The sequence below is a fragment of the Curtobacterium sp. NPDC098951 genome (assembly GCF_044759965.1).
Classification (GTDB): domain Bacteria; phylum Actinomycetota; class Actinomycetes; order Actinomycetales; family Microbacteriaceae; genus Curtobacterium.
The window spans coordinates 838,902-859,404 of the sequence record NZ_JBIWAG010000002.1 but is presented as its reverse complement, the minus strand read 5'-3'; the positions used below and the strand labels follow the sequence as shown (position 1 = coordinate 859,404).

At 71.8% G+C, this 20,503-nt stretch carries 23 protein-coding genes; 17 read left to right on the top strand and 6 right to left on the bottom strand.

Going from position 1 to position 20,503, the window contains the following annotated elements:
• The first annotated feature begins 112 nt into the window (after window positions 1-112).
• From ACIQUC_RS08660 to ACIQUC_RS08610, 11 genes are all read left to right on the top strand, one after another.
• Window positions 113-1,024, top strand: a complete 912-nt coding sequence (locus tag ACIQUC_RS08660) for a metal ABC transporter solute-binding protein, Zn/Mn family (RefSeq protein ID WP_402265564.1) — start codon at window positions 113-115, stop codon at window positions 1,022-1,024.
• Window positions 1,021-1,902: an ABC transporter ATP-binding protein gene (locus ACIQUC_RS08655; protein WP_022907160.1), complete on the top strand. Its 882-nt coding sequence runs from the start codon at window positions 1,021-1,023 to the stop codon at window positions 1,900-1,902. The genes ACIQUC_RS08660 and ACIQUC_RS08655 overlap by 4 nt, the downstream gene beginning before the upstream one ends.
• Window positions 1,902-2,849: a metal ABC transporter permease gene (locus ACIQUC_RS08650; protein ID WP_402265561.1), complete on the top strand. Its 948-nt coding sequence runs from the start codon at window positions 1,902-1,904 to the stop codon at window positions 2,847-2,849. Before ACIQUC_RS08655 ends, ACIQUC_RS08650 begins: the two co-directional genes overlap by 1 nt.
• Window positions 2,846-3,271, top strand: a complete 426-nt coding sequence (locus ACIQUC_RS08645) for a Fur family transcriptional regulator (protein ID WP_022908195.1) — start codon at window positions 2,846-2,848, stop codon at window positions 3,269-3,271. The genes ACIQUC_RS08650 and ACIQUC_RS08645 overlap by 4 nt, the downstream gene beginning before the upstream one ends.
• A 10-nt stretch (window positions 3,272-3,281) precedes the next feature.
• The gene (locus ACIQUC_RS08640) at window positions 3,282-3,977 is read left to right on the top strand and encodes an alpha/beta fold hydrolase (RefSeq protein ID WP_402265557.1); all 696 of its coding nucleotides are present in this window, start codon (window positions 3,282-3,284) and stop codon (window positions 3,975-3,977) included.
• A 455-nt stretch (window positions 3,978-4,432) separates the two neighbouring features.
• Window positions 4,433-4,669: a 50S ribosomal protein L28 gene (gene rpmB, locus ACIQUC_RS08635; protein ID WP_022903747.1), complete on the top strand. Its 237-nt coding sequence runs from the start codon at window positions 4,433-4,435 to the stop codon at window positions 4,667-4,669.
• Window positions 4,669-4,839 carry a 50S ribosomal protein L33 gene (rpmG, locus tag ACIQUC_RS08630; RefSeq protein ID WP_022908193.1) on the top strand — a complete coding sequence of 57 codons (171 nt, stop codon included), beginning with the start codon at window positions 4,669-4,671 and terminating at the stop codon, window positions 4,837-4,839. The genes rpmB and rpmG overlap by 1 nt, the downstream gene beginning before the upstream one ends.
• A 2-nt stretch (window positions 4,840-4,841) precedes the next feature.
• Window positions 4,842-5,147 carry a 30S ribosomal protein S14 gene (gene rpsN, locus ACIQUC_RS08625; protein WP_022908192.1) on the top strand — a complete coding sequence of 102 codons (306 nt, stop codon included), beginning with the start codon at window positions 4,842-4,844 and terminating at the stop codon, window positions 5,145-5,147.
• Window positions 5,148-5,435: 288 nt separating this feature from the next.
• Window positions 5,436-5,723, top strand: a complete 288-nt coding sequence (locus ACIQUC_RS08620; protein WP_022908191.1) for an HU family DNA-binding protein — start codon at window positions 5,436-5,438, stop codon at window positions 5,721-5,723.
• 147 nt (window positions 5,724-5,870) lie between these two features.
• A complete protein-coding gene (locus ACIQUC_RS08615; RefSeq protein ID WP_402265552.1) occupies window positions 5,871-7,814 on the top strand; it encodes a cytochrome c oxidase assembly protein in 1,944 nt (647 codons plus the stop codon).
• The gene (locus ACIQUC_RS08610; RefSeq protein WP_402265549.1) at window positions 7,811-9,121 is read left to right on the top strand and encodes an ATP-dependent RecD-like DNA helicase; all 1,311 of its coding nucleotides are present in this window, start codon (window positions 7,811-7,813) and stop codon (window positions 9,119-9,121) included. Before ACIQUC_RS08615 ends, ACIQUC_RS08610 begins: the two co-directional genes overlap by 4 nt.
• Window positions 9,122-9,306: 185 nt before the next feature.
• On the opposite strand, the gene ACIQUC_RS08605 is transcribed toward ACIQUC_RS08610, so the two are convergent.
• On the bottom strand, window positions 9,307-9,756 hold the full coding sequence (locus ACIQUC_RS08605) for a DUF4383 domain-containing protein (RefSeq protein WP_187290541.1): 450 nt from the start codon (window positions 9,754-9,756) through the stop codon (window positions 9,307-9,309).
• Window positions 9,757-10,096: 340 nt separating this feature from the next.
• Between ACIQUC_RS08605 and ACIQUC_RS08600 the strand changes: the two genes are divergently transcribed.
• Window positions 10,097-10,891 (top strand): phosphatase PAP2 family protein, encoded by a 795-nt coding sequence (locus ACIQUC_RS08600; protein WP_402265546.1) that lies wholly within the window; start codon window positions 10,097-10,099, stop codon window positions 10,889-10,891.
• A 110-nt stretch (window positions 10,892-11,001) separates the two neighbouring features.
• On the top strand, window positions 11,002-12,141 hold the full coding sequence (locus ACIQUC_RS08595) for a CE1758 family FMN-dependent luciferase-like monooxygenase (RefSeq protein ID WP_022908185.1): 1,140 nt from the start codon (window positions 11,002-11,004) through the stop codon (window positions 12,139-12,141).
• A gap of 169 nt (window positions 12,142-12,310) precedes the next feature.
• Here ACIQUC_RS08595 and ACIQUC_RS08590 read toward each other — a convergent pair whose 3' ends face one another.
• Together ACIQUC_RS08590 and ACIQUC_RS08585 are read right to left on the bottom strand one after the other, a co-directional pair.
• Entirely contained in the window at window positions 12,311-12,709 is a 399-nt protein-coding gene (locus ACIQUC_RS08590) for a DMT family transporter (RefSeq protein ID WP_402265543.1), read from the bottom strand.
• A gap of 1 nt (window position 12,710) precedes the next feature.
• Complete coding sequence (locus ACIQUC_RS08585; protein WP_402265540.1) at window positions 12,711-13,025, bottom strand: DMT family transporter; 315 nt, start codon at window positions 13,023-13,025, stop codon at window positions 12,711-12,713.
• A gap of 97 nt (window positions 13,026-13,122) precedes the next feature.
• Between ACIQUC_RS08585 and ACIQUC_RS08580 the strand changes: the two genes are divergently transcribed.
• Genes ACIQUC_RS08580 through ACIQUC_RS08565 form a run of 4 tightly spaced genes read left to right on the top strand, consistent with a single transcriptional unit; the run spans window position 13,123 to window position 16,930 of the window.
• Complete coding sequence (locus tag ACIQUC_RS08580; RefSeq protein WP_402265537.1) at window positions 13,123-13,701, top strand: TetR/AcrR family transcriptional regulator; 579 nt, start codon at window positions 13,123-13,125, stop codon at window positions 13,699-13,701.
• 41 nt (window positions 13,702-13,742) lie between these two features.
• Window positions 13,743-14,759, top strand: coding sequence for a permease (locus tag ACIQUC_RS08575; RefSeq protein WP_402265535.1), 1,017 nt, complete (start codon window positions 13,743-13,745; stop codon window positions 14,757-14,759).
• Window positions 14,746-15,540, top strand: a complete 795-nt coding sequence (locus ACIQUC_RS08570; RefSeq protein WP_402265532.1) for a TIGR03943 family putative permease subunit — start codon at window positions 14,746-14,748, stop codon at window positions 15,538-15,540. The genes ACIQUC_RS08575 and ACIQUC_RS08570 overlap by 14 nt, the downstream gene beginning before the upstream one ends.
• Entirely contained in the window at window positions 15,530-16,930 is a 1,401-nt protein-coding gene (locus tag ACIQUC_RS08565) for a hypothetical protein (protein WP_402265529.1), read from the top strand. The genes ACIQUC_RS08570 and ACIQUC_RS08565 overlap by 11 nt, the downstream gene beginning before the upstream one ends.
• On the opposite strand, the gene ACIQUC_RS08560 is transcribed toward ACIQUC_RS08565, so the two are convergent.
• The 3 genes from ACIQUC_RS08560 to ACIQUC_RS08550 all read right to left on the bottom strand — a co-directional run bounded on the left by ACIQUC_RS08560 (window position 16,927) and on the right by ACIQUC_RS08550 (window position 20,337).
• On the bottom strand, window positions 16,927-17,886 hold the full coding sequence (locus ACIQUC_RS08560) for a helix-turn-helix transcriptional regulator (RefSeq protein WP_402265526.1): 960 nt from the start codon (window positions 17,884-17,886) through the stop codon (window positions 16,927-16,929). The two genes, ACIQUC_RS08565 and ACIQUC_RS08560, sit on opposite strands and share 4 nt — an antisense overlap.
• A gap of 145 nt (window positions 17,887-18,031) precedes the next feature.
• Window positions 18,032-19,078 carry an NAD(P)-dependent alcohol dehydrogenase gene (locus ACIQUC_RS08555; RefSeq protein ID WP_022907070.1) on the bottom strand — a complete coding sequence of 349 codons (1,047 nt, stop codon included), beginning with the start codon at window positions 19,076-19,078 and terminating at the stop codon, window positions 18,032-18,034.
• Window positions 19,079-19,221: 143 nt separating this feature from the next.
• Complete coding sequence (locus ACIQUC_RS08550; protein ID WP_402265523.1) at window positions 19,222-20,337, bottom strand: glycerate kinase; 1,116 nt, start codon at window positions 20,335-20,337, stop codon at window positions 19,222-19,224.
• Window positions 20,338-20,503 lie beyond the last annotated feature (166 nt).

Here is a 20,503-nt window from a genome sequence, read left to right as displayed (position 1 = left end):
TCACCTGCTGACGGACGGGAGGCGCGGTGCCGGCTGGCACCGCGCCTCCCGTCCGTCAACGGGTTGATACTGGTTTTGACAACCGTTATCAACTGGCCCTACGCTCGTCGACATGCACAACCGTCTCCTCGCCCTGCCGCTCGTCGTCGGCGCCGCCGCGCTCGCCCTGACGGGCTGTGCGACGTCCTCCGCCTCCGGTGACGCGTCGGGCGACGGCACCGTCCGGGTCGTCGCCTCCACCAACGTCTACGGCTCGATCGTCGAGGCGATCGGCGGCGACCACGTCTCCGTCACGAGCATCCTCGACGACCCGTCGCAGGACCCGCACTCGTTCGAGTCGAGCGCCACGACGCAGCTCGCGGTGTCCAAGGCCGACCTCCTCATCGAGAACGGCGGCGGGTACGACGACTTCATGACCACCCTCGCCGACGCGTCCAGCACCAAGGCGGACACGATCAACGTCGTCGAGCTCTCCGGTCTCGACAAGGGTGGCGACGCCGAGTTCAACGAGCACGTCTTCTACAGCTACCCGACGATGGTCAAGCTCGCCGACGACGTCGCGAAGCGCCTCGGGGACCTCGACCGGCAGGACGCGGACACCTTCACGAAGAACGCCGACGCGCTGACGACGAAGCTCGAGGGGCTCGAGGCGAAGACGGCCGAGCTCAAGAAGACGTACGACGGCGAGAAGGTGGCGTACACCGAGCCCGTCCCGGGGTACCTCTTCGACGCGATCGGCCTCGACAACGTCACGCCCGAGGCCTTCTCCGAGGCGATCGAGGAGGGCGACGACGTGCCCCCGGCGGCGCTGAACGACACGCTCAAGCTGTTCACGAACAAGACCGTGAAGCTCCTCGCGTACAACGAGCAGACGTCCAGCCCGGAGACCGAGCAGGTCAAGAAGGCGGCCGACGAGAACGGCGTCCCCGTCATCGGTGTCACGGAGACGCTCCCGAAGGGGGAGGATTACGTCTCGTGGCAGCAGGCGAACATCGACCAGGTGCAGGCGGCGCTCCAGAAGTGACGACCGTCTCCCACCCGACGACCGAGCGGACCGCCACTGCCCCGGGCAGTGGCGGTTCCGCCGTGCTCGAACTCCGCGACGCCGGACTGTCGTACGGCTCCCGTGCGCTCTGGTCGCACCTCGACCTCGACCTGGCGCCCGGCGAGTTCGTCGCGGTGCTCGGACCGAACGGGGCGGGCAAGACCTCGCTCCTCCGCACGGTCCTCGGGCAGCAGCGGCTGACGAGCGGCTCGATGTCGTTCCTCGGCCAGCCCGTCCGGCGCGGGCACCGGAAGATCGGGTACATCCCACAGCAGCGCCTGATGGACGCCGGCACCCCGCTCCGGGCGCGGGACATGGTCGCGCAGGGCGTGACCGGCTCACGGTGGGGCATCACGCCCGCGAGCCGTGCCGAACGGTCCCGGGTCGATCGCATCCTCGACGAGGTCGGGGCCACCGCCTTCGCGGACGCCCCGGTGGCCGAGCTGTCCGGCGGCGAGCAGCAGCGCACCCGCGTCGGACAGGCCATCGCCGCAGACCCCGCGCTGCTCCTCTGTGACGAGCCGCTCATCTCGCTCGACCTGCGGCACCAGCGCGGCGTCACCGAGCTCATCGACCGGCAGCGTCGGCAGCAGGGCGCGGCGGTGCTCTTCGTCACCCACGACGTGAACCCGATCCTCGACGTCGTCGACCGCGTGCTCTACATCGCGGGCGGACGCTTCCGGATCGGAGCACCGGACGAGGTCCTCCGCACCGACGTGCTCTCCGACCTGTACGGCACGCCCGTCGACGTCGTCCGCACGATGGGGCGGATCGTCATCGTCGGCGCGAACGACGCGCACGACCAGCACTGCGACGCGGACCCGAACGCCGTGACGCCCGACGACGGGCGGATCTGATGGACGTCTGGTCGCAGGTCTTCTCCTTCCAGGACTACGGCGAGCTCGTCGTGCTCGTGCAGAACTCGATCTGGGCGGGTGCGGTGCTCGGCATCGTCGGCGGGCTCATCGGGCCGTTCGTCGTCGCCCGGAACATGCCCTTCGCCGTGCACGGCATCTCGGAGCTCTCGTTCGCGGGTGCCTCGGCATCGCTGCTGCTCGGCGTGAACGTGGTCACCGGGTCGCTCGTCGGGTCCGTGATCGCGGCGCTGCTCATCGGGCTGCTCGGGTCCAGGGCGCGCGACCGCAACTCGATCATCGCCGTGCTCATGCCCTTCGGCCTCGGCCTCGGCATCCTCTGCCTCGCGCTCTACAAGGGCCGCGCGGCGAACAAGTTCGGCCTGCTCACCGGACAGATCGTCTCGGTGGACAACCCGCAGCTGACGTTCCTCGTCGTCGTGGCCGCGATCGTCGTCGTGACGCTCCTGGTGATCTGGCGCCCGCTGATGTTCTCGTCGGTCGACCCGGACGTGGCCGCCGCCGCCGGGGTGCCGGTGCGGACCCTGGCGCTCGTCTTCATGCTCGTGCTCGGGCTGGCCACCGCGGTGTCGGTGCAGATCGTCGGCGCGCTCCTCGTGCTGTCGCTGCTCGTCACGCCCGCCGCGGCCGCCCTGCGCCTCAGCTCCCACCCCGTCGTCGTGCCGATCCTGTCGACCGTGTTCGCCGTCGTCTCGGTGGTCGGTGGGATCCTGCTCGCCCTCGGCGGGGGCCTGCCCATCAGCCCGTACGTCACGACCATCTCGTTCGTGATCTGGGTGGTCTGCCGGATCGTCGGCGGACGCAAGGACAAGCGCGGACGCGACCGGATCGTGCGCCGCGACCAGCGTGACGGGGGCGCACCGCGCCTCCGGGCCGACGACGCGGACCCCCTGTCCGCCGCCGGCCGGAAGGAAGGAGCGACCGCATGAACGCCGTGCAGAAGCCGAAGCGGAACACGTGGCAGCGCGAGGCGGTGCGCACCGCGCTGTCGAGCACCGAGGGGTTCGTCAGCGCGCAGGCGCTGCACCAGCACCTGCGGGACGACGGCTCCACCATCGGACTCGCCACCGTCTACCGGGCGCTCTCCGACCTGGCGACCGAGGGGGACGCGGACTCGCTGCAGCAGGACGGCGAGTCGCTGTACCGCGCGTGCACGACCGACGCGCACCACCACCACCTGATCTGCCGGAACTGCGGCCGCACGGTCGAGATCGAGGCGGACCCGGTGGAGCGGTGGGCGCAGGAGGTCGCGGCGGCCAACGGGTTCACGAACGCCAGCCACGTGGTGGACATCTTCGGGGAGTGCGCCGTGTGCACGGCGGCGCGCACCACGGCGAACGCCGGCGAGTAGCGTCCGCGTCATGCACGTGATCCTGGTGCCCGGCTTCTGGCTCGACGCGAGCGCCTGGGACGAGGTGGCCCCGATGCTCCGAGCAGCCGGGCACTCGGTCGAGGCGGTCACGCGCGACGGCGACACGCTCGACGAGCAGGTGGCTGCCCTGGTCGAGCTGCTCGACGACGTCGCCACGCCGGACGAGCCCGTGGTCCTGGCGGGGCACTCCGGCGCGGGGCCGATCGCGTACATGGCCGCCGATCGCCGCCCGTCGCTCGTCGCGCACCTGCTCTACGTCGACACCTTCCCGGGGCCCGAGGGCGGCTGCGTCAACGACGAGCTGCCCGTGGTGGACGGCGTCGTGCCGCTGCCCTCGTGGGACGTGTGGGAGCCGGCGACCGTGCGCGGCATGACGCCGGAACTGCGCGCGGCCTTCGAGCACCGGGCGATCCCCGAGCCCGCCGCGGTGCCGTCCGACCGGTTCCACTACGGCGACGCCGCGCGGCACACGATCCCGGCGACGGTGATCACGTGCGAGATCCCGGCGGCCGACCTCGCGACGATGGTGGCGGACCACCAGGCCTGGGCGGCGGAGCTCGTGGCGACCGAGGAGCTCTCGATCCTGGGGCTCGAGACGGGGCACTGGCCGATGTTCACGGCACCGCGGGAACTCGGCGAGCTCATGGTGCAGGCGCTGGCCCCGCGGCCGACCGAGGCGTCGTAGCGCGGGCGCCCGCGCCCGCCCGCCCGCGCCCGCCCGCCCGCCCGCGCCCGCGTGCCGCGCCGCGCGCGCCCGCCCCCGTCCCGCTCACTTGGTGAGCAGAAGGTGTCGGCTGGCCGACCGTGATCCGACCATTCCTGCTCACGAACGCGCCCGCCGGAGCCGGGGCGTGCCTCCAGGCCGACCCTCGCAGCTGCGGCGGTTTGCGACACGCCCGGTCGTCGCGTACTGTTGACCCTTGGTTCTCCGCGTCCGCGTGGCGAACCCAGTTGTTCCAAGCCCTCCGACCGTCGCGAACGCCGCGGTCGCGCGGTGTCAACGGCCCCTTCGACAGGGACCGCAGGCCTGGGCGGTGCGCACAACCCCCTCGTTCCGTCGCTCCGCGACCGAGCGCGTGCGCGCCAGGCAAGTGAACTTGGGTGCGGCCGTCCGGTCGCACGGTACCTCAGGAGGAAACCATGGCAGCAGTGTGCCAGGTGACCGGAGCCACCCCCGGCTTCGGACACAACATCTCGCACTCGCACCGCCGGACGAAGCGTCGCTTCGACCCGAACGTGCAGAAGAAGACGTACTACGTGCCCTCGCTTCGTCGTAACGTCACGCTCACGCTCAGCGCGAAGGGCATCAAGGTGATCGACGCACGCGGCATCGAGTCCGTGGTCAAGGATCTCCTCGCCCGTGGGGAGAAGATCTGATGGCCAAGAAGGGTCAGGACGTTCGTCCGATCATCAAGCTCCGCTCGACGGCGGGCACCGGGTTCACCTACGTGACCAAGAAGAACCGTCGCAACAACCCGGACCGTCTCGTGCTCAAGAAGTACGACCCGGTGATCCGCAAGCACGTCGACTTCCGTGAGGAGCGCTAAGCATGGCGAAGAAGAGCAAGATCGCGAAGAACAACCAGCGCGCCGAGATCATCGCGCGCTACGCCGAGCGTCGTCTCGAGCTGAAGAAGGCCCTCGTGGACCCGAACGGCACCGACGAGTCGCGTGAGGCCGCTCGCGTCGGTCTGCAGAAGCTCCCGCGCGACGCGTCGCCGGTCCGCTACCGCAACCGCGACGCCATCGACGGTCGCCCCCGTGGCCACCTCGGTGAGTTCGGCATCAGCCGTGTCCGCTTCCGCGACATGGCCCACCGTGGCGAGCTGCCGGGCATCACGAAGAGCTCCTGGTAGGCACCTGCTTCCGCGAACGCCCCGACACCCGTGTGGTGGCGGGGCGTTCGCCGTTCCCGGGTCGTTTCGGGGGACATCTTCGTCACATCGGTCACATTCGCCCCGTCAGGAGCCCGACAACCCCGGAAATCCGGGCGAGTCGGCAGATTTCGCCTCGGGTGGCTGGTACGTTCGACTCCGGTTCCGCAGGGTCTCACGCCCGCCGGCACCGTGGCACGGAGCACCCGCTCCGGGCGCCGGACGAGAAGTCGTCCGACCGATACTGCAAGAAGTCCGAGGAGGACATCCATGGCTGACAAGTCCCTGAACCGCACCGAGCTCGTCGCTGCCGTCGCCGCTGAGTCCGGCCAGAGCCAGGCCACCGTCAACGGCGTCGTCGACGCGCTCTTCTCCGTCGTCTCCGGCTCGGTCGCCGACGGCACCAAGGTCACGATCCCCGGCTGGATCGCCTTCGAGAAGACCCACCGCGCCGCCCGCACCGGCCGCAACCCGCAGACGGGCGAGGCCATCGAGATCGCCGCGAGCGACTCGGTCAAGGTCAGCGCCGGCTCGAAGCTCAAGGCTGCCGTCAAGTAAGACCGCTCCGCGAACGGAAGGGACGACTCCGGTCGTCCCTTTCGTCGTTCCCGGGGTCCTCCTCCACAGCCAGGAGGCGCGGATCGCCGCCCACAGGTCGGCTCGCTCGATTCCGTGGCCGGGTCGGCCAGCGCCTAGGCTTGACGGGTGGATCGGATCGCGCGCATCGCCGGCCCCGGCGTGCTGCTGCTCGTCGGGTTCGTGTCCCTCCTCGTCGCGCTGGTCGTCGGGGGCGGGGCGAACGCCGCGCTCATCGCCGATCCCGGTGCCGTCGTGCGGTTCGGGCTGCCGATCGCCCGCATGGTCGTGGACCTCGCCGCCGCCGCCACGATCGGTGGCCTCGCGCTCGCGACCGTCGGGTTGTCCCGCACGGCGCCCGAGTGGAACCGGGCGATCGACGTCGCCGCCGGTGCCGCGGGCGTCTGGACGGTGGCCGCCGCCGTCTCGACCTTCTTCACGTTCCTCAGCGTCGCCGGCTCGACGATCAGCATCGACGAGCAGTTCGGGCAGTCGATGGGGGTGTTCCTCACCGGGACCGAGCTCGGCCTCGCCTGGCTCGTCACGGTCCTCGTCGCGGCGGCGGTCACGGTGCTCTGCTTCGCCGTGCGCGCACGGGGCATGGTCGCCCTCACCGCGGGCGTCGCCATGATCGGCCTGCTCCCGCTCGCCCAGCAGGGGCACGCTGCCGGGACCGCGAGCCACGACGCCGCGGTGACCGCCCTGGGCCTCCACCTCGTCGGTGCCGCGCTCTGGGTGGGCGGTCTCGTCATGCTCGCGCTGCTGCGTCCCGTGATCGACGGGGACCGTCTGCCGGTCGTCGTCGGCCGGTACTCGAGCATCGCGCTCGGGTGCTTCGTGCTCGTGGCCGTCTCCGGTGTGGCGACCGCGCAGATCCGCGTCGGGGTGCTCGCGAACCTGTTCACCCCCTACGGGGTGCTGGTGCTCGTCAAGATCGCGGCCATCGTCGCGATCGGGGTCTTCGGCGCCGTGCAGCGTCAGCGGACGATCCGCTCCCTCGTCGCCGCACCCGGACGCCGCGGTCCGTTCTGGCTCCTCGTCGTCGCCGAGCTCGCCGTCATGGGCGTCGCCAGCGGGTTCGCCGCTGCGCTCGGCCGGACCGCGACCCCGGTCGACCAGGTCGCCCTGAGCAAGACCACGAACCCGTCGCCGGCCGAGCTGCTCACCGACGACCCCCTGCCGCACGCACCGGGTGCCTGGGGGTGGCTGACGGCGTGGAACATCGACCTGTTCTGGCTGATGGCGGCCGTGCTGCTCGCCGCGGCGTACGCGGCCGGCGTCGTCCGCCTGCGTCGAGCGGGCGTGCGCTGGCCGGTCCGCCGGACCGTCGCGGCGGGCATCGCGATCGTCGCGCTCGTCGTCGCGACGTCCGGTGCGCTCCACACCTACGACCGCTTCCTCGTGTCCGCGAACGTCGGCTCGCACGTGCTGCTCGGGCTCGTCGTGCCGGCGCTCGTCTGGGCGGCCGCGCCGGTGCAGCTCATCCGCCGGGCCGTGCACCCACGTGACGACGACAGCACGGGTGTCCGCGAGTGGACCGGGGTCCTCGTCGACAACCCGGCGGTGCGGTACCTCGTGCAGCCCTTCCCGGCGTTCCTGTTCCTCGCCGCCGCGTGGTGGGCGTTCTTCGCGACCGACGCGCTCCGGTGGTCGATCAGCGACCCGACGGGGCGGACCGTGATCGACGTCGGGTTCCTGCTCGTGGGGCTCCTCGCCGTGCCCACCCTCCTCACGCCGGTCGCCGCCGGGGCGCGGGCGGCGTCGCCGTCGGCGCTCGCGGTCCGGATCGCCGGGGCGGTCGTGGTGGCCGCCGGGCTCGTCTCGCTCGGCATCGCGATGCGCGGACCGCTCGGGCTCCTGCAGGCGTCCTGGTTCGGTGCGATGGGGCGCAGGTGGGGGCCGGATCCGCTCGTCGACCAGGCCCGCGCCGGCACGGTGCTCGTGGTCGCCGGCATCGCGGTCGTCGTGACCGTCGTCGCCGTCGGACTCGTCCGTGTGCGAACGGGCCAGCGGGGCGCGACCGCCGACTCCACGCGCACCGTCGGTCCGGGTGACCCGGTGTCGGCGCGATGAGCGTCGAGCTCAGCGCCGAGCAGCGCGCCGTCTTCGAGTACATCGAGCACACCCGCGACCACGTGTTCATCACCGGTCGGGCGGGCACCGGCAAGTCGACGCTGCTGAACCACCTGTCGTGGAACACCGAGAAGCAGGTCGTCATCTGCGCGCCGACCGGGGTCGCTGCGCTGAACGTCGGCGGCCAGACGATCCACTCGCTCTTCCGGCTGCCGATCGGGCTCATCGCCGACGCCGACCTCCGGCAGGGGCCGGACACCCGCAAGCTCCTCAACACGATCGACACCCTCGTGATCGACGAGGTCTCGATGGTGAACGCCGACCTGCTCGACGCGATGGACCGGTCGCTGCGGAAGGCCCGCGGGCGCCAGTTCGAGGCGTTCGGCGGCGTGCAGGTCGTCATGTTCGGCGACCCGTACCAGCTGCCGCCGGTGCCGGGCGACGGCGACGAGCGCGCGTACTTCACCGACCACTACCGTTCGATGTGGTTCTTCGACGCCAAGGTGTGGCTCGAGGCCGAGCTCCACATCGTCGAGCTCGCGACGGTGCACCGGCAGCGCGACGACGCCTTCGCCGCGATGCTGACCGCCGTCCGCCACGGGCGCGTGACGGCCGAGGTGGCCGGGCAGCTCAACGCCGCGGGTGCACGGACCGCCCCGGACGACGCCATCACCCTGGCGACCCGGAACGACACCGTGACGCGCATCAACAAGGCCGCGCTCGACCGGCTGCCCGGCAAGGTGCGGACGGCACGCGCCGACGTGAACGGGGACTTCGGCGGCCGGAACTTCCCCGCCGACGAAGCCCTCGAGCTGAAGCCCGGCGCGCACGTGATGTTCCTCCGGAACGACCCCGACCAGCGGTGGGTGAACGGGACCCTCGGGGTCGTGCAGACGATCCGCGACACGGTGTGGGTCGACGTCGACGGCGAGTCGTTCGAGGTCCAGCCGTCGGTCTGGGAGAAGTTCAAGTACTCGTACGACCCCGACAAGAAGGAACTCAAGAAGGACACCGTCGGGGAGTTCCAGCAGTTCCCGCTGCGCCTCGCCTGGGCGGTGACCATCCACAAGTCGCAGGGCAGCACCTACGACCGTGCGGTGGTCGACCTCGGCAACCGGGTCTTCAGCGCCGGCCAGACGTACGTCGCGCTGTCGCGGCTGACCTCGCTCGAGGGCCTGTACCTCACCCGGCCGCTGCGGCCGCAGGACATCATCGTGGACCTCGACGTCCGGCGCTTCATGTCCGAGGCGCCCCGGGTCGTGGCGACGGAGCTCGAGGCGGCCCCGGCTCCCGACGACGCCGACTGACCCCCCCCGGTCCGGCGCGACGCGACGCGACGCGGCGTGGCCCGGGCCGGCACTGTACGGTCCGGCGTGCCGCGGCCCGATGCGGCCCGGCCTGCGCCGCCGTCCGGACGACGCAATGGCCGCGCCCCGGACGCACGACGCCCCGCCGACCACGACGGGCGGGCGGGGCGTCGAGGACGCGAGGGTCAGCCCCGGGCGGCGGCCCGGAGTGCGCGGAGGTTCTCCTTGTCGGCGCCGAACGCCGTGAGCAGGAGGACCACGCCGACGATCGCGTGGAAGACGTTGTCCGTGGTGTTGAGTGCGAACACGTTCGCCGAGGTGTTCACGAACACGAAGCCGTACACCGCGAGCACGACGAGCACGACGCCCACCAGGACGTTCGCGTTGCGCGACCCGACGGTGTTGCCGAGCCCGACGATGAGCAGCACGGCGGCGAGCAGCACCCACAGGAGCGCGAGCGGCGGGTTCACCCCGAACGCGTTCCAGAGCATGCCGCCCTTGCGGCTGAAGAAGCCCGGGTCGCCGTCGGCGGCGAAGAAGAACCCGAGGATGCCCCAGACGAAGAGCAACGCCCCCACGGTGAGCGCGAGACCGCGGTTCGGGGAAGCGGTGATGCTCGGTTCCTTGATGGCCACTTCGGTTTCCTCCTCGTACGCAACCGGCGTCGTGTCCGCCGGTCCGGCGATGCGCGCCGGTGCGTTCGACCGCGCGCGACCGGTCGACACGTTCCCGGATCCGAAGGTCGCTGCCCCGCGGTTCCCAGGCTCCGACCGGCGTCCCAACGGTATCGTGTCGGACCCCGACCGTCCGAATCGCACGCGCGTGACCAGACGTGCGACGACACCGACGACCAGCACCCCGAGGAGGACCAGCCCGGTGACCCGAACGCCCGAACGCAGCGCACCCGAGTCGCGTGGACCGAGCGTCTCACGGAGGGTGCGGTGGGGACTGTTGTCGGCTCTGGGGTTCGTGATCGTGCCTCTCGTCTACGCGGTGGCGGTGTTGACGCCGGTGGGGCAGCGGGTCGAGGACGCCGCACTCGGCGGGGTCCGGGAATCCGACCTGTTCTCGTCGGACACTGCCCTGAACGTCATCTCGGTACCGGTGATCCTGTTGCTCGTGGTCGTGATCGCCGCCGTCGCACTCGCTCGGCGCCGGCTCGCGGTGGGGCTCGGAGCCGGTGTCGTCGTGCTCGCCTCGGCAGCCACCTCGACGCTCGTCAAGCGTATCGCCGAGCGCCCGGAGATCGCCGAGTCCACGACGCCGAACTCGTTCCCGTCCGGCCACGCCACCATCGCCCTCGCCGCACTCTTCGCCGTCCTGATGGTCACGCCGCGTCGGTTCCGCCCGCTCGTCGTGGTCGTGGGCGCCGCCTACGCGGTGTTCGTCGCGAACCAGACGGTCGTCTACGGTTGGCACCGGGTGAGCGACATCATCGGCGCCTGTGCCATCGCGCTGTTCTGGGTCGGTGCGGTCCGCGCCCTCGGGCCGCGGGTCGACCGTGGTGCGCGCGGTGACCGGGACGGACGCCGTGGGCCGCGTCGCCTGGTGACCTGGGTCCTCCTGGTCGCCACCGGCGTCACGTTCCTCGTCGGCGTCGCAGCCCTGGTGTACGGCGTCTCGGGCGGGGTGCACGACCACGCCGCCATCCTCGTCGCTGGTCGGATGGCGTCGAGCGCGAGCGTCCTCGCCGTGGTGACGATCGTCTGGATCGCGGACGGCATGCACCACGCGGCGCGGACGGACACCGAGGCACTGCCGGTCCGGTAGGGCGCGGACCCCTGGCGGGAATGCCGGGCGCTGCGGTACGTTGTACCGAGCAAGTCGATGCAAACGCATCGAAATCGCAGGCGGAGGGACTCCGCGGAAGGCGGCGCATCATGCAGTTCGGCATCTTCACGGTCAGTGACGTCACGACCGACCCCACCACCGGGACGACCCCGGACGACACCCAGCGGGTCCGTGACATCCTGACGATCGCCGAGCACGCCGACCAGGCGGGGCTCGACGTCTTCGCGACCGGTGAGCACCACAACCCGCCGTTCGTGGCCTCGAGCCCGACCACCATGCTCGGCTACCTCGCCGGACGCACGAAGCACATCACGCTCTCGACGTCGACGACCCTCATCACCACGAACGACCCGGTACGCATCGCCGAGGAGTACGCGATGCTCCAGGTCATCTCCGACGGCCGCATGGACCTCATGATGGGCCGCGGCAACACCGGGCCGGTCTACCCGTGGTTCGGGCAGGACATCCGCCAGGGCGTCAACCTCGCGATCGAGAACTACGCGCTCGTCCGCCAGCTCTGGGAGAACGACGTCGTCAACTGGCAGGGGAAGTTCCGCACGCCGCTGCAGGGCTTCACCTCGACGCCGCGTCCGCTCGACGGCGTCCCGCCCTTCGTGTGGCACGGCTCGATCCGCACGCCGGAGATCGCCGAGCAGGCCGCGTACTACGGCGACGGGTTCCTCCACAACAACATCTTCTGGCCGATCCAGCACACCGAGCAGATGGTGGGCCTCTACCGTCAGCGCTTCGAGCACTACGGGCACGGGCGTGCCGACCAGGCGATCGTCGGGCTCGGCGGCCAGTTCTTCGCCCGGAAGAACTCGCAGGACGCCGTCGCCGAGTTCCGTCCGTACTTCGACAACGCCCCGGTCTACGGGCACGGTCCCTCGATGGAGGACTTCACCGAGCAGACCCCGCTCACGGTCGGTTCGCCGCAGCAGGTGATCGACCGGTACGCCGCGATGAAGGACCACGTCGGGCACTACCAGCGCCAGCTGTTCCTCGTCGACCACGCCGGGCTGCCGCTCAAGACGGTGCTCGAGCAGATCGACATCCTCGCCGAGGACATCGTCCCCGAGCTCCGGAGGATCAACGAGGAGGGCCGGCCGGAAGGCGTGCCGTCGAACCCGCCGTCGCACGCCGACCGCGTGGCCGCCGCGATGGCCGCCGGCACCCTGGGCAGCGACCACGTCGCCGCGGAGGACGAGTTCACCGGAGCGTCCGTCTGACGCTCGCTTCGTGAGCAGCAATGGTCGGGTCCCGCAAGGTGACCCGACCATTGCTGCTCACCATGCGCGGTGAGCGTGGCCCCAGATCGGACTGGAGGCGCGGTGCCGGCTGGCACCGCGCCTCCTGTCCGTCTCGGCATGCGTCCACGGCGCGAGCCGGGTTTCGGGGTCAGCGACGGGCCACGGGGCCGGCGGCGCGTGAGCTGTCGCTCAGCGCGAGAGCTCGGCCGGGGAGGCCGGCTCGCACCGGGCGGGCCGGCACGAGCTTCAGACCGACGACGCAGCCGACGATGCCGGCGATGAACAGCAGGCGCAGCGCGGTCACGGGCTCCGCGCCGGTGGCCATGCCCCACAGGACGGTGAGCGCGGCACCGGTCCCCGTCCAGACGGCGTACGCGGTGCTGATCGGGATGTGCTTGAGGACGTAGCCGAAGGCGCCGAGGCTCACCACGATGGTGACCGCGAAGACGATCGTCGGCCGGAGCTGGGTGAAGCCCTCGCTCTCGCCGAGGGCGGTCGCCCACACGGTCTCGAGCGTGGCGCTGACGAACAGGACGATCCACGCCACCTCAGCTCACCACCTTCAGGCCGACCACGCAGGCGACGAGGCCGAGGACGAGCGCGACCCGGGCGACCGACGCGGCCTCCTGTCGACGGAGGATCGCGACGACGACCGTCAGCGAGGCGCCGATGCCGACCCAGACCGCGTAGGCGGTGCCGACCGGGATCGCCGTCATCGCGAACGCCAGTCCGACCATGCTGAGCGCCATGCCGGCGACGAACACGATCGTCGGCACGACCTTCCTGAAGCCGTTCGACGCGCCGAGCGCGGTGGCCCACACCGCCTCGAGCACGCCCGACAGGACGAGGACTGCCCACGCCACGACGGTCTCCCTTCGATCTCGTTCCGCAAGTCGCACGACTGTGCGACAACGGACCCCACGGTAGCACGAACTCGCACGACTGTGCGAGTATTATCGTGTGGCCAGGAGCATCGACCTCGACGGACGCCGTCGCACCGTGTCCGTGGCGGCGTTCCGGGTCCTCGCCCGGGACGGTCTCGGCGCCCTGAGCGTGCGGAACGTCGCGGCCGAGGCGGGGCTGCCGCCGAGCACCGTCCGCTACGTCTTCCCGACGCAGTCGAGCCTTCGCGAGCACACCATCACGCTGGTCTTCGACCGCACCCGGGAGCGCATCGCCGCGATCCCCGACGCCCTCCCCGCCCGCGAGCGTGCACACCGGATCCTGCTCGAGCTGCTGCCCCTCGACGACGAGCGCGTGATCGAGCTCGAGGTCTACCTGGCCCTCGGGAACGCGGCCCTGACGGACGCCGGACTCCGACCCGCCCTCGACCGCGTCGTCGCCGAGATGGGCACGTGGAGCGCCGAGGTCCTCGACCTCGTGGGGGTACGGTCCACCGACCGTGAGTACGAGGCCCGTCGGCTGCACGCGCTCATCGACGGGCTCGCGATGCACGTCGTGCGCCTGGCGCCGGGGGAGTCCGGCGAGTGGACGATCGCCGTGCTCGACCGGCACCTCGACACGATCGCGCAGGCCTGACGGACACCCTCCACGGAGCGCCGGTCGCCTATCCTTGCCCGGTGACGACGACCACGCCGCCGCAGCGCACGAGCGCCCGGGTGTTCACCGGCCCCGGGCTGGTGCTGCTCGCCGTCGTCCTGCTGCTCGGGATCCGGCTGCTCTCGCCGGCCGTCGGCACCGCGGGACTGCCGGACGTGGTGCAGGACTTCCTCACCCTGGCGATCAGCGTCGTCGTCGAGTCCCTGCCGTTCGTCGTGCTCGGCATCGTGCTGTCCATCGTGGTCGAGGTGTGGGTGCCCGTCGGCGCGCTCGAGCGGGTCCTGCCCCAGCGGCCGATCCCACGCCGGGCCGTGATCTCCCTGATCGGCATGCTGTTCCCGGTGTGCGAGTGCGGCAACGTCCCGCTCGCCCGCGGCCTCATGCTGCGCGGGTTCACCCCGGCCGAGGCGGTCACGTTCCTCGTCGCCGCCCCGATCCTCAACCCGCTCGTGATCATCAGCACCGCGCAGGCGTTCGGGTGGTCCGGCTGGATCCTGCCGGTGCGCATCGTGGGCGGCTTCGTGGTGGCGAACCTGGTCGGCTGGATCGTCGCCGCGCACCGCCGACCCGCCGAGCTCCTGCTGCCCGCGTTCGAGGCCCGCTGTCGTGCGGCGATCGGCGCCCCGGGGTCGCGGAACCGCTGGCGGGACAGCGCCGCCCAGTTCGGTGGCGAGACCGCCACGATGATGCCCGCGCTGTTCGTCGGCGCCGGGCTCGCCGCCGCGATCCAGGTCGCGGTGCCCCGGTCCACCCTGGTGGCGATCGGGGCGAACCCGGTCCTGTCCGTCGCCGCGATGATGCTGCTCGCGATGACGGTGTCGCTGTGCTCGAACGTCGACGCCTTCTTCGCCCTGTCCTTCGCGTCGACCTTCCTGCCCGGGTCGATCACCGCGTTCCTCATCATCGGGCCGATCATCGACGTCAAGATGATCGCCCTGCTCCGGACGACCTTCCGTGCGCGCTTCCTGGTGCTGCTCGCCGTCGTCTGCGTCCTGTTCGCCGCGACCGTCGGGTTGGTGATGAATGTCCTCGTCTGAGTCCCGACTGCCGTCGTACCTCGGCCTCGGGTCCGTCCTCGCGGTGGCGTTGTGCACCCTGTGGCTCGCCCTCGCCGGGCACCTCGACCTGTACATCAACCCGCGCTACGCGGTCTTCACCGTCGTGCTCGCGGCCGTCGCGGTCCCGGCCGCCGTCGCAGGTCTGGTCGTCGCGGCGCGAGGACACGGGCACGACCACGACCACGACGAGCACGAGCACGAGCACGAGCACCGGCAATCGGGTGCGGCCCGTCGCACGCGGGCCGTCCTCGGCGGTGCCGCGGCCCTCGTCACGATCGGGGTCACCGTCGCCATGCTGGTGCTCCCCCCGACGACGCTGTCGGCACGCACCGCCCAGCAGCGGAGCGTGGACTCCGCGACGCTGTCGAACGCCACGGGCTCCGAGGCCGCGGTGTCGCTGCTCGGCAGCACCTCGGTCGACACGTCGGAGTACGGCGTGAAGGACTGGGCCGCACTCATCCGGCAGACCACGGACACCTCGTCGCTCGTCGGGAAGCGCGTGCGGCTCACCGGCTTCGTCGTGCCCGGCTCGGACGGCTCGTTCACGCTGACCCGGTTCGTGATCAGCTGCTGCGCGGTGGACGCCCAACCCGTCGGGCTCGGGGTCGTCACGGACGGCACCGTGCCGGACGAGGGGCGGTGGGTGCGGGTGACCGGGGCGCTCGCCGCCAACCCCGACCAGTCGGCCGACGCCCGGATCGTCATCCGGGCCGCCAGCGTGCAGGCGATCCAGCAGCCCGAGGACCCGTATGAGTACTGAGCTGCGCAGCCGACCGCGGAACCGCTTCCGTCGCCGCCTCGTCGCGACCGTGCTGGCGTTCGTGGTCGTCGGCACCGCCGCGGCGGTCGTCGGATCGCAGCAGGGTCCGCGCCTCCGTGACGTCTCGTACGACGCCGTCGGCCTGGTGTCCCGACCTGCGCAGCGCGTGATCCTCACCGCGAACCAGGCGGTCGAGCGGGTGTCCGCGAACGAGGTGACAGTGCATCCGGCCGCCGCCCACACCGTGACGTCGAGCGGCAACACCATCGCGGTCGAGTTCGCCGGCCCGCTCGCCTACGACCGCTCGTACGAGATCCGGGTCGCGGGCGTCCGCGCGCCCGGGCAGCGTGCGACCTCCGACCTGCGGGCCTCCGTCCGGACCGGCAGCACCGACGTGCTCGCGCTCGTCCCCGGCGGCGCCGGTACCCCGGACCGGATCGTCCGCCGCTCGCTGGATGCCGGCGGGGCGACCACCGTCTACCGGGCCGCCGGCATCTCGGAGTACGTGCGGCTCGGCCGGTCGCTGGTGGTGGTGACCGGCACCGACGCGGGGTCCGCCGTCGACATCGTGCCGCTCGCGGGCGGTGTGCAGGACGAGGACGCCCCGGTCGAGCACCTGACCCTGCCCACCGCCGAGGGACGGGTCACCGCGCTGCACGCCGCCGACGACGGGGCGTCGTTCGGGTTCGAGTACGCGGACACCTCGACCGGGCAGTCCCGGAACGTCGGTCTCTACGTCGTCGACATGACCGGCACGCACCTGCCGACGGCGATCGATGCCAGCGGGAAACCCAGGACGGGCGCGGTCCCGATGAGCGTCGGGCAGTGGGCGTACGTCCCGCGCACCGAGAGCGCCCTCGTCCGGACCGGTGGCGACGACCTCGTGCTCGTCGACATGAGCGGCCGGACCGACCCCGTCCGACTGGGGAGCGCGACGTACCTGCACGGCTTCGTCGGCACCGGGACGACCGCCGTCGTGGAGACGGGCACGAGCATCGTCCGCCTCGACCTCACCGACGGGGACCGGACCTCGCTGCGGGCGCCCGCCGGCAGCACCGACGCCGCGTACCTCGGCCGGATCGCACAGCTGACCGACGACGCGTACCTGCGTGTCGTCGGCGACGTGCGCTCTGACGGCACCCTCGCCCAGCGGATCGTGCGGGTGGACGGGGACCGCGCCTCCCGGCTGCCCGTGAGCGTGCCGTCGGACGCGAGCATCACCGCGGTCTGCCCGTCCCCGAACAGCCAGTTCGTCGCCGTCGCGACCAAGTCGGCGACGGGGTCGCTCGTGAGCGTCGTCGACGCGACCTCGGGCGCGCTCGAGGCGAGCGTCGGGGCGGAGACCGTGGACTGGTGCAGCGCACTGCCCTCCGGCGACGAGGTCGGCTAGCGGCGGAGGGTCTGCTTCGGGTACTCGCCGAACCGACGGAGGTACTCGCCCGAGAACCGGCCCATGTGGGTGAAGCCCCAGCGGGCGGCGACGTCGGCGACGGACACCTGGCCCGGTGTCGCGGCAGCGAGGTCGTCGTGACACCGTCGGAGCCGGACCTCGCGCAGGTACTGCATCGGGGACCGGTCGAGGGTGCGCTGGAACGCCTCCTGCAGTCCGCGCACGCTGAGGTCGGCGGCCCGGGCGACGTCCGTCACCGTCAGGGGTTCGTGCGCGTTGGCGTGCAGGTACTCGACGGCCGTGCGGATGCGTGCGTTGCGGTGCCCGCTCCAGCCGACCGGCGCCGGCTCGGCACGGAAGCGGTACATCTCGAGCAGCGACCGGGCGACCTCGCGCTGGGACTCCTGCCAGGCGAGCGAGTCCGCGCCCGCGGTGCGGAGTGCGTGCACCGACGACGCGACCGTCCGGCGCCACCGGTCGACCGACCCGGCGGTCGGCGGGGTCGTCGTGTCGAAGTCGACCGCCCCGTCGACGAGGTACCGCTCCGAGGCGACGTCGAGCACGAGATCTCGCCGCAGGTGCACGAGCCGCTGGTCCCAGTCGCGGTAGTCCACGTCGAACCGGCGTTCGATCGGGAACAGCGTGGGGACGCCCGGTTGCATCCGGACCTCGGTGCCGCCGACCTCGAGCGATGCGGTGCCCGAGTCGATCCACTGGACGACGATCTCGCCTTCGACGGCGACGTCTCCGTGGAGCGAGCCGTTCATCTGCGACCGCCGGACGCTCATCCGGTCGTCGCCGACGCCGACGTAGCGGTACCAGTACTCGCCCTCGGTGCGGCTCGAACGCCAGGCCCGTCCGGCGTACATGCCGGCGAGCTCGGTGACGGCCGCGTCGGTGTCCGTGCCGGCGAAGGACACCAGGGACGCGCTTCCCTCGCCCGCCGTGCTCGTCATCCCCCGAGTCTGTCGCGCCGAGGAGGGGCGGGACACCGCGCTGCGCGAGCCGGACGAGCCGCTCGCGTTGTGGGGACAGACCGGACGACGGACGGGAGGCGCGGTGCCGTCCGGCACCGCGCCTCCCGTCAGATCGTGACGCGCGTCAGGCGAGGGTGGCCGCGTCGATCACGAAGCGGTAGCGGACGTCCGAGGACAGGACCCGCTCGTAGGCCTCGTTGACCTGGTCGGCGCTGATGAGCTCGGTCTCCGGCAGGATGCCGTGCTCGGCGCAGAAGTCGAGCATCTCCTGGGTCTCGCGGATGCCGCCGATGGCCGAACCGGCCCAGCTGCGACGCGAGCCGATCAGGGCGAACGCGGGGACCTCGAGCGGCTCGGCCGGGGCACCGACGTTGACCATCGTGCCGTCGACCTTGAGGAGGCCGAGGTAGGCGCCCATCGGGATCTTCGCCGACACCGTGTTGATGATGAGGTCGAACGAGTTCGCGAGCTGCTCGAACGTCTCCGGGTCCTTCGTCGCGTGGTGGGCCACGGCGCCGAAGCGGAGCGAGTCCTCCTGCTTGGAGGTGGTCTGCGACAGGACGGTGACCTCGGCGCCGAGTGCGGCGGCGATCTTCACGCCCATGTGGCCGAGCCCGCCGAGGCCGACGATCGCGACCTTCTTGCCGGGGCCGGCCTTCCAGTGGTGCAGCGGCGAGTACAGCGTGATGCCGGCGCAGAGCAGCGGCGCGACCTTCTCGATGTCGAGCGACTCGGGGACGCGGAGCACGAAGTCCTCGTTCACGACGACGGCCTGCGAGTAGCCGCCCTGCGTGATCGAGCCGTCGGCGGGGTCGACCGAGGCGTAGGTGCCGATGTTGCCCTTGAGGCAGTACTGCTCCTCGCCCTTGACGCAGTTCTCGCACTCGCCGCAGGAGTTCACCATGCAGCCGACGCCGACGCGGTCGCCGACCTGGTGCTTCGTGACGTTCTCACCGACGGCCGACACGTGGCCGACGATCTCGTGGCCGACGACCTGCGGGTACTGGATCTGGCCCCACTCGCCGCGGACGGTGTGGATGTCCGAGTGGCAGATGCCGGCGTAGGCGATGTCGATCTCGACGTCGTTCGGGCCGACGTCGCGACGGGTGATGGTGGTCTTGACGAGCGGCTCGGTGGCCGACGGTGCGGCGTACGCGTTGACGGTGCGCATGGTCTCCTCGTGGGTGGTGCGGTGCGGGCCGGGTCCGGTCCACGACCAGTCTCGTGGAGCGCGCCATCGCGTGGGGGGTCACGTTGGGGCACCCCTGTACGGAATGCCGGCGTGTCGCGTGCGGGCGTCCCGCTCGCCGCGCGTCAGGCCAGGCGGGCGAGTCGCTGGCCGGCGATCCGGGCGAAGCGCAACGGGTCGGCGAGGGCGTCGTCCGGCTCGCCCGTCGTCTGCGTCGCCAGGACGGTGAGCGAGGCAGCGGCGTCGAAGTCGTCGAGCGCTGCCTCGATCGCCCCGGCGACGAGCATCGCCCGGGCAGCGGGGGCGTGCCGCGTCGCGAGGGCGCGCATCACGCTCGGCACCTTGCCGGCAGCGGATTGCCCGTCGAACCGTCCCTCGCCCGTGATCACCACGTCGGCGCCGTCGAGGAGGGCCGGCAGCCCGAGGACCTCGGCGACCCCGTCCGCGCCGCCCGCCAGGGTCGCGCCCCAGGCGAGCAGCCCGAACCCGACACCACCGGCCGCTCCCGCACCCGGTGTCGCGGGGTCGACCTCGGGGAAGCACCGCGCCCAGTTGGCCAGGCGGGCGTCGAAGGCGGCGATCCGATCGGGCGTGATGCCCTTCTGCGGGCCGAACACCGCCGCGGCCCCCGTCGGTCCGAGCAGGGGCGAGGTGACGTCGGTCAGCACGACGGCGCCGTGCTCCGGTAGCCGCCGCATCCACGTGGTGTCGACGCCGGTGACGTCGTCGAGCAGCTCGGCGCCCTGCTGCGGCCGCGGTGGGTGTTCGGGCACCGCGGGAGCCTGGTGGATGAGTGCGCCCAGCCCGATCAGTGCGTCCGCACCGCCGTCGGTCGAGGCGCTGCCGCCGATGCCGAGCACGAGCCCGGTCGCCCCGTCGTCGAGCGCGGCGGCGATCGCCTCGCCGAAGCCCCGGCTCGTCGCGGCGTCGGGCAGGGCCTCCGGCAGCAGGGGGAGCCCGCTCGTCGCGGCGAGTTCCACCACGGCGCGGCCGTCCGGCAGTCGCAGCCAGTGGGTGTCGACGGGCGTCCCGGCGGGGCCCGTGACGGTGATGGGGACCCGGGTGGTCAGGGGGATCGCGCTCTCGAACGCGTCGAGCGTGCCCTCGCCGCCGTCCGCCATCGGCGCGAGGACGACCTCGTCGCCCGGTCGCTCGGTGAGCCAGCCGTCGCGGACGGCCGCAGCGATCTCGGCTGCGGTCGCCGTCCCCTTGAACGAGTCCGGAGCCACCACGATGCGCACGGCACCACCGTAGCGGTCCACCCGGTCCACCCGGCCCGCCCGGTCCATCCGGTCCACCCCGGCTGGTCCGAGGGCCCGGCCGCCCGGCGCGTCCCGCCCGTCACGCTCGGGACCGCCCATCGATACGCGTCGCTGACCGTCCTGGTTCGCGAAACCCGCGATCCGC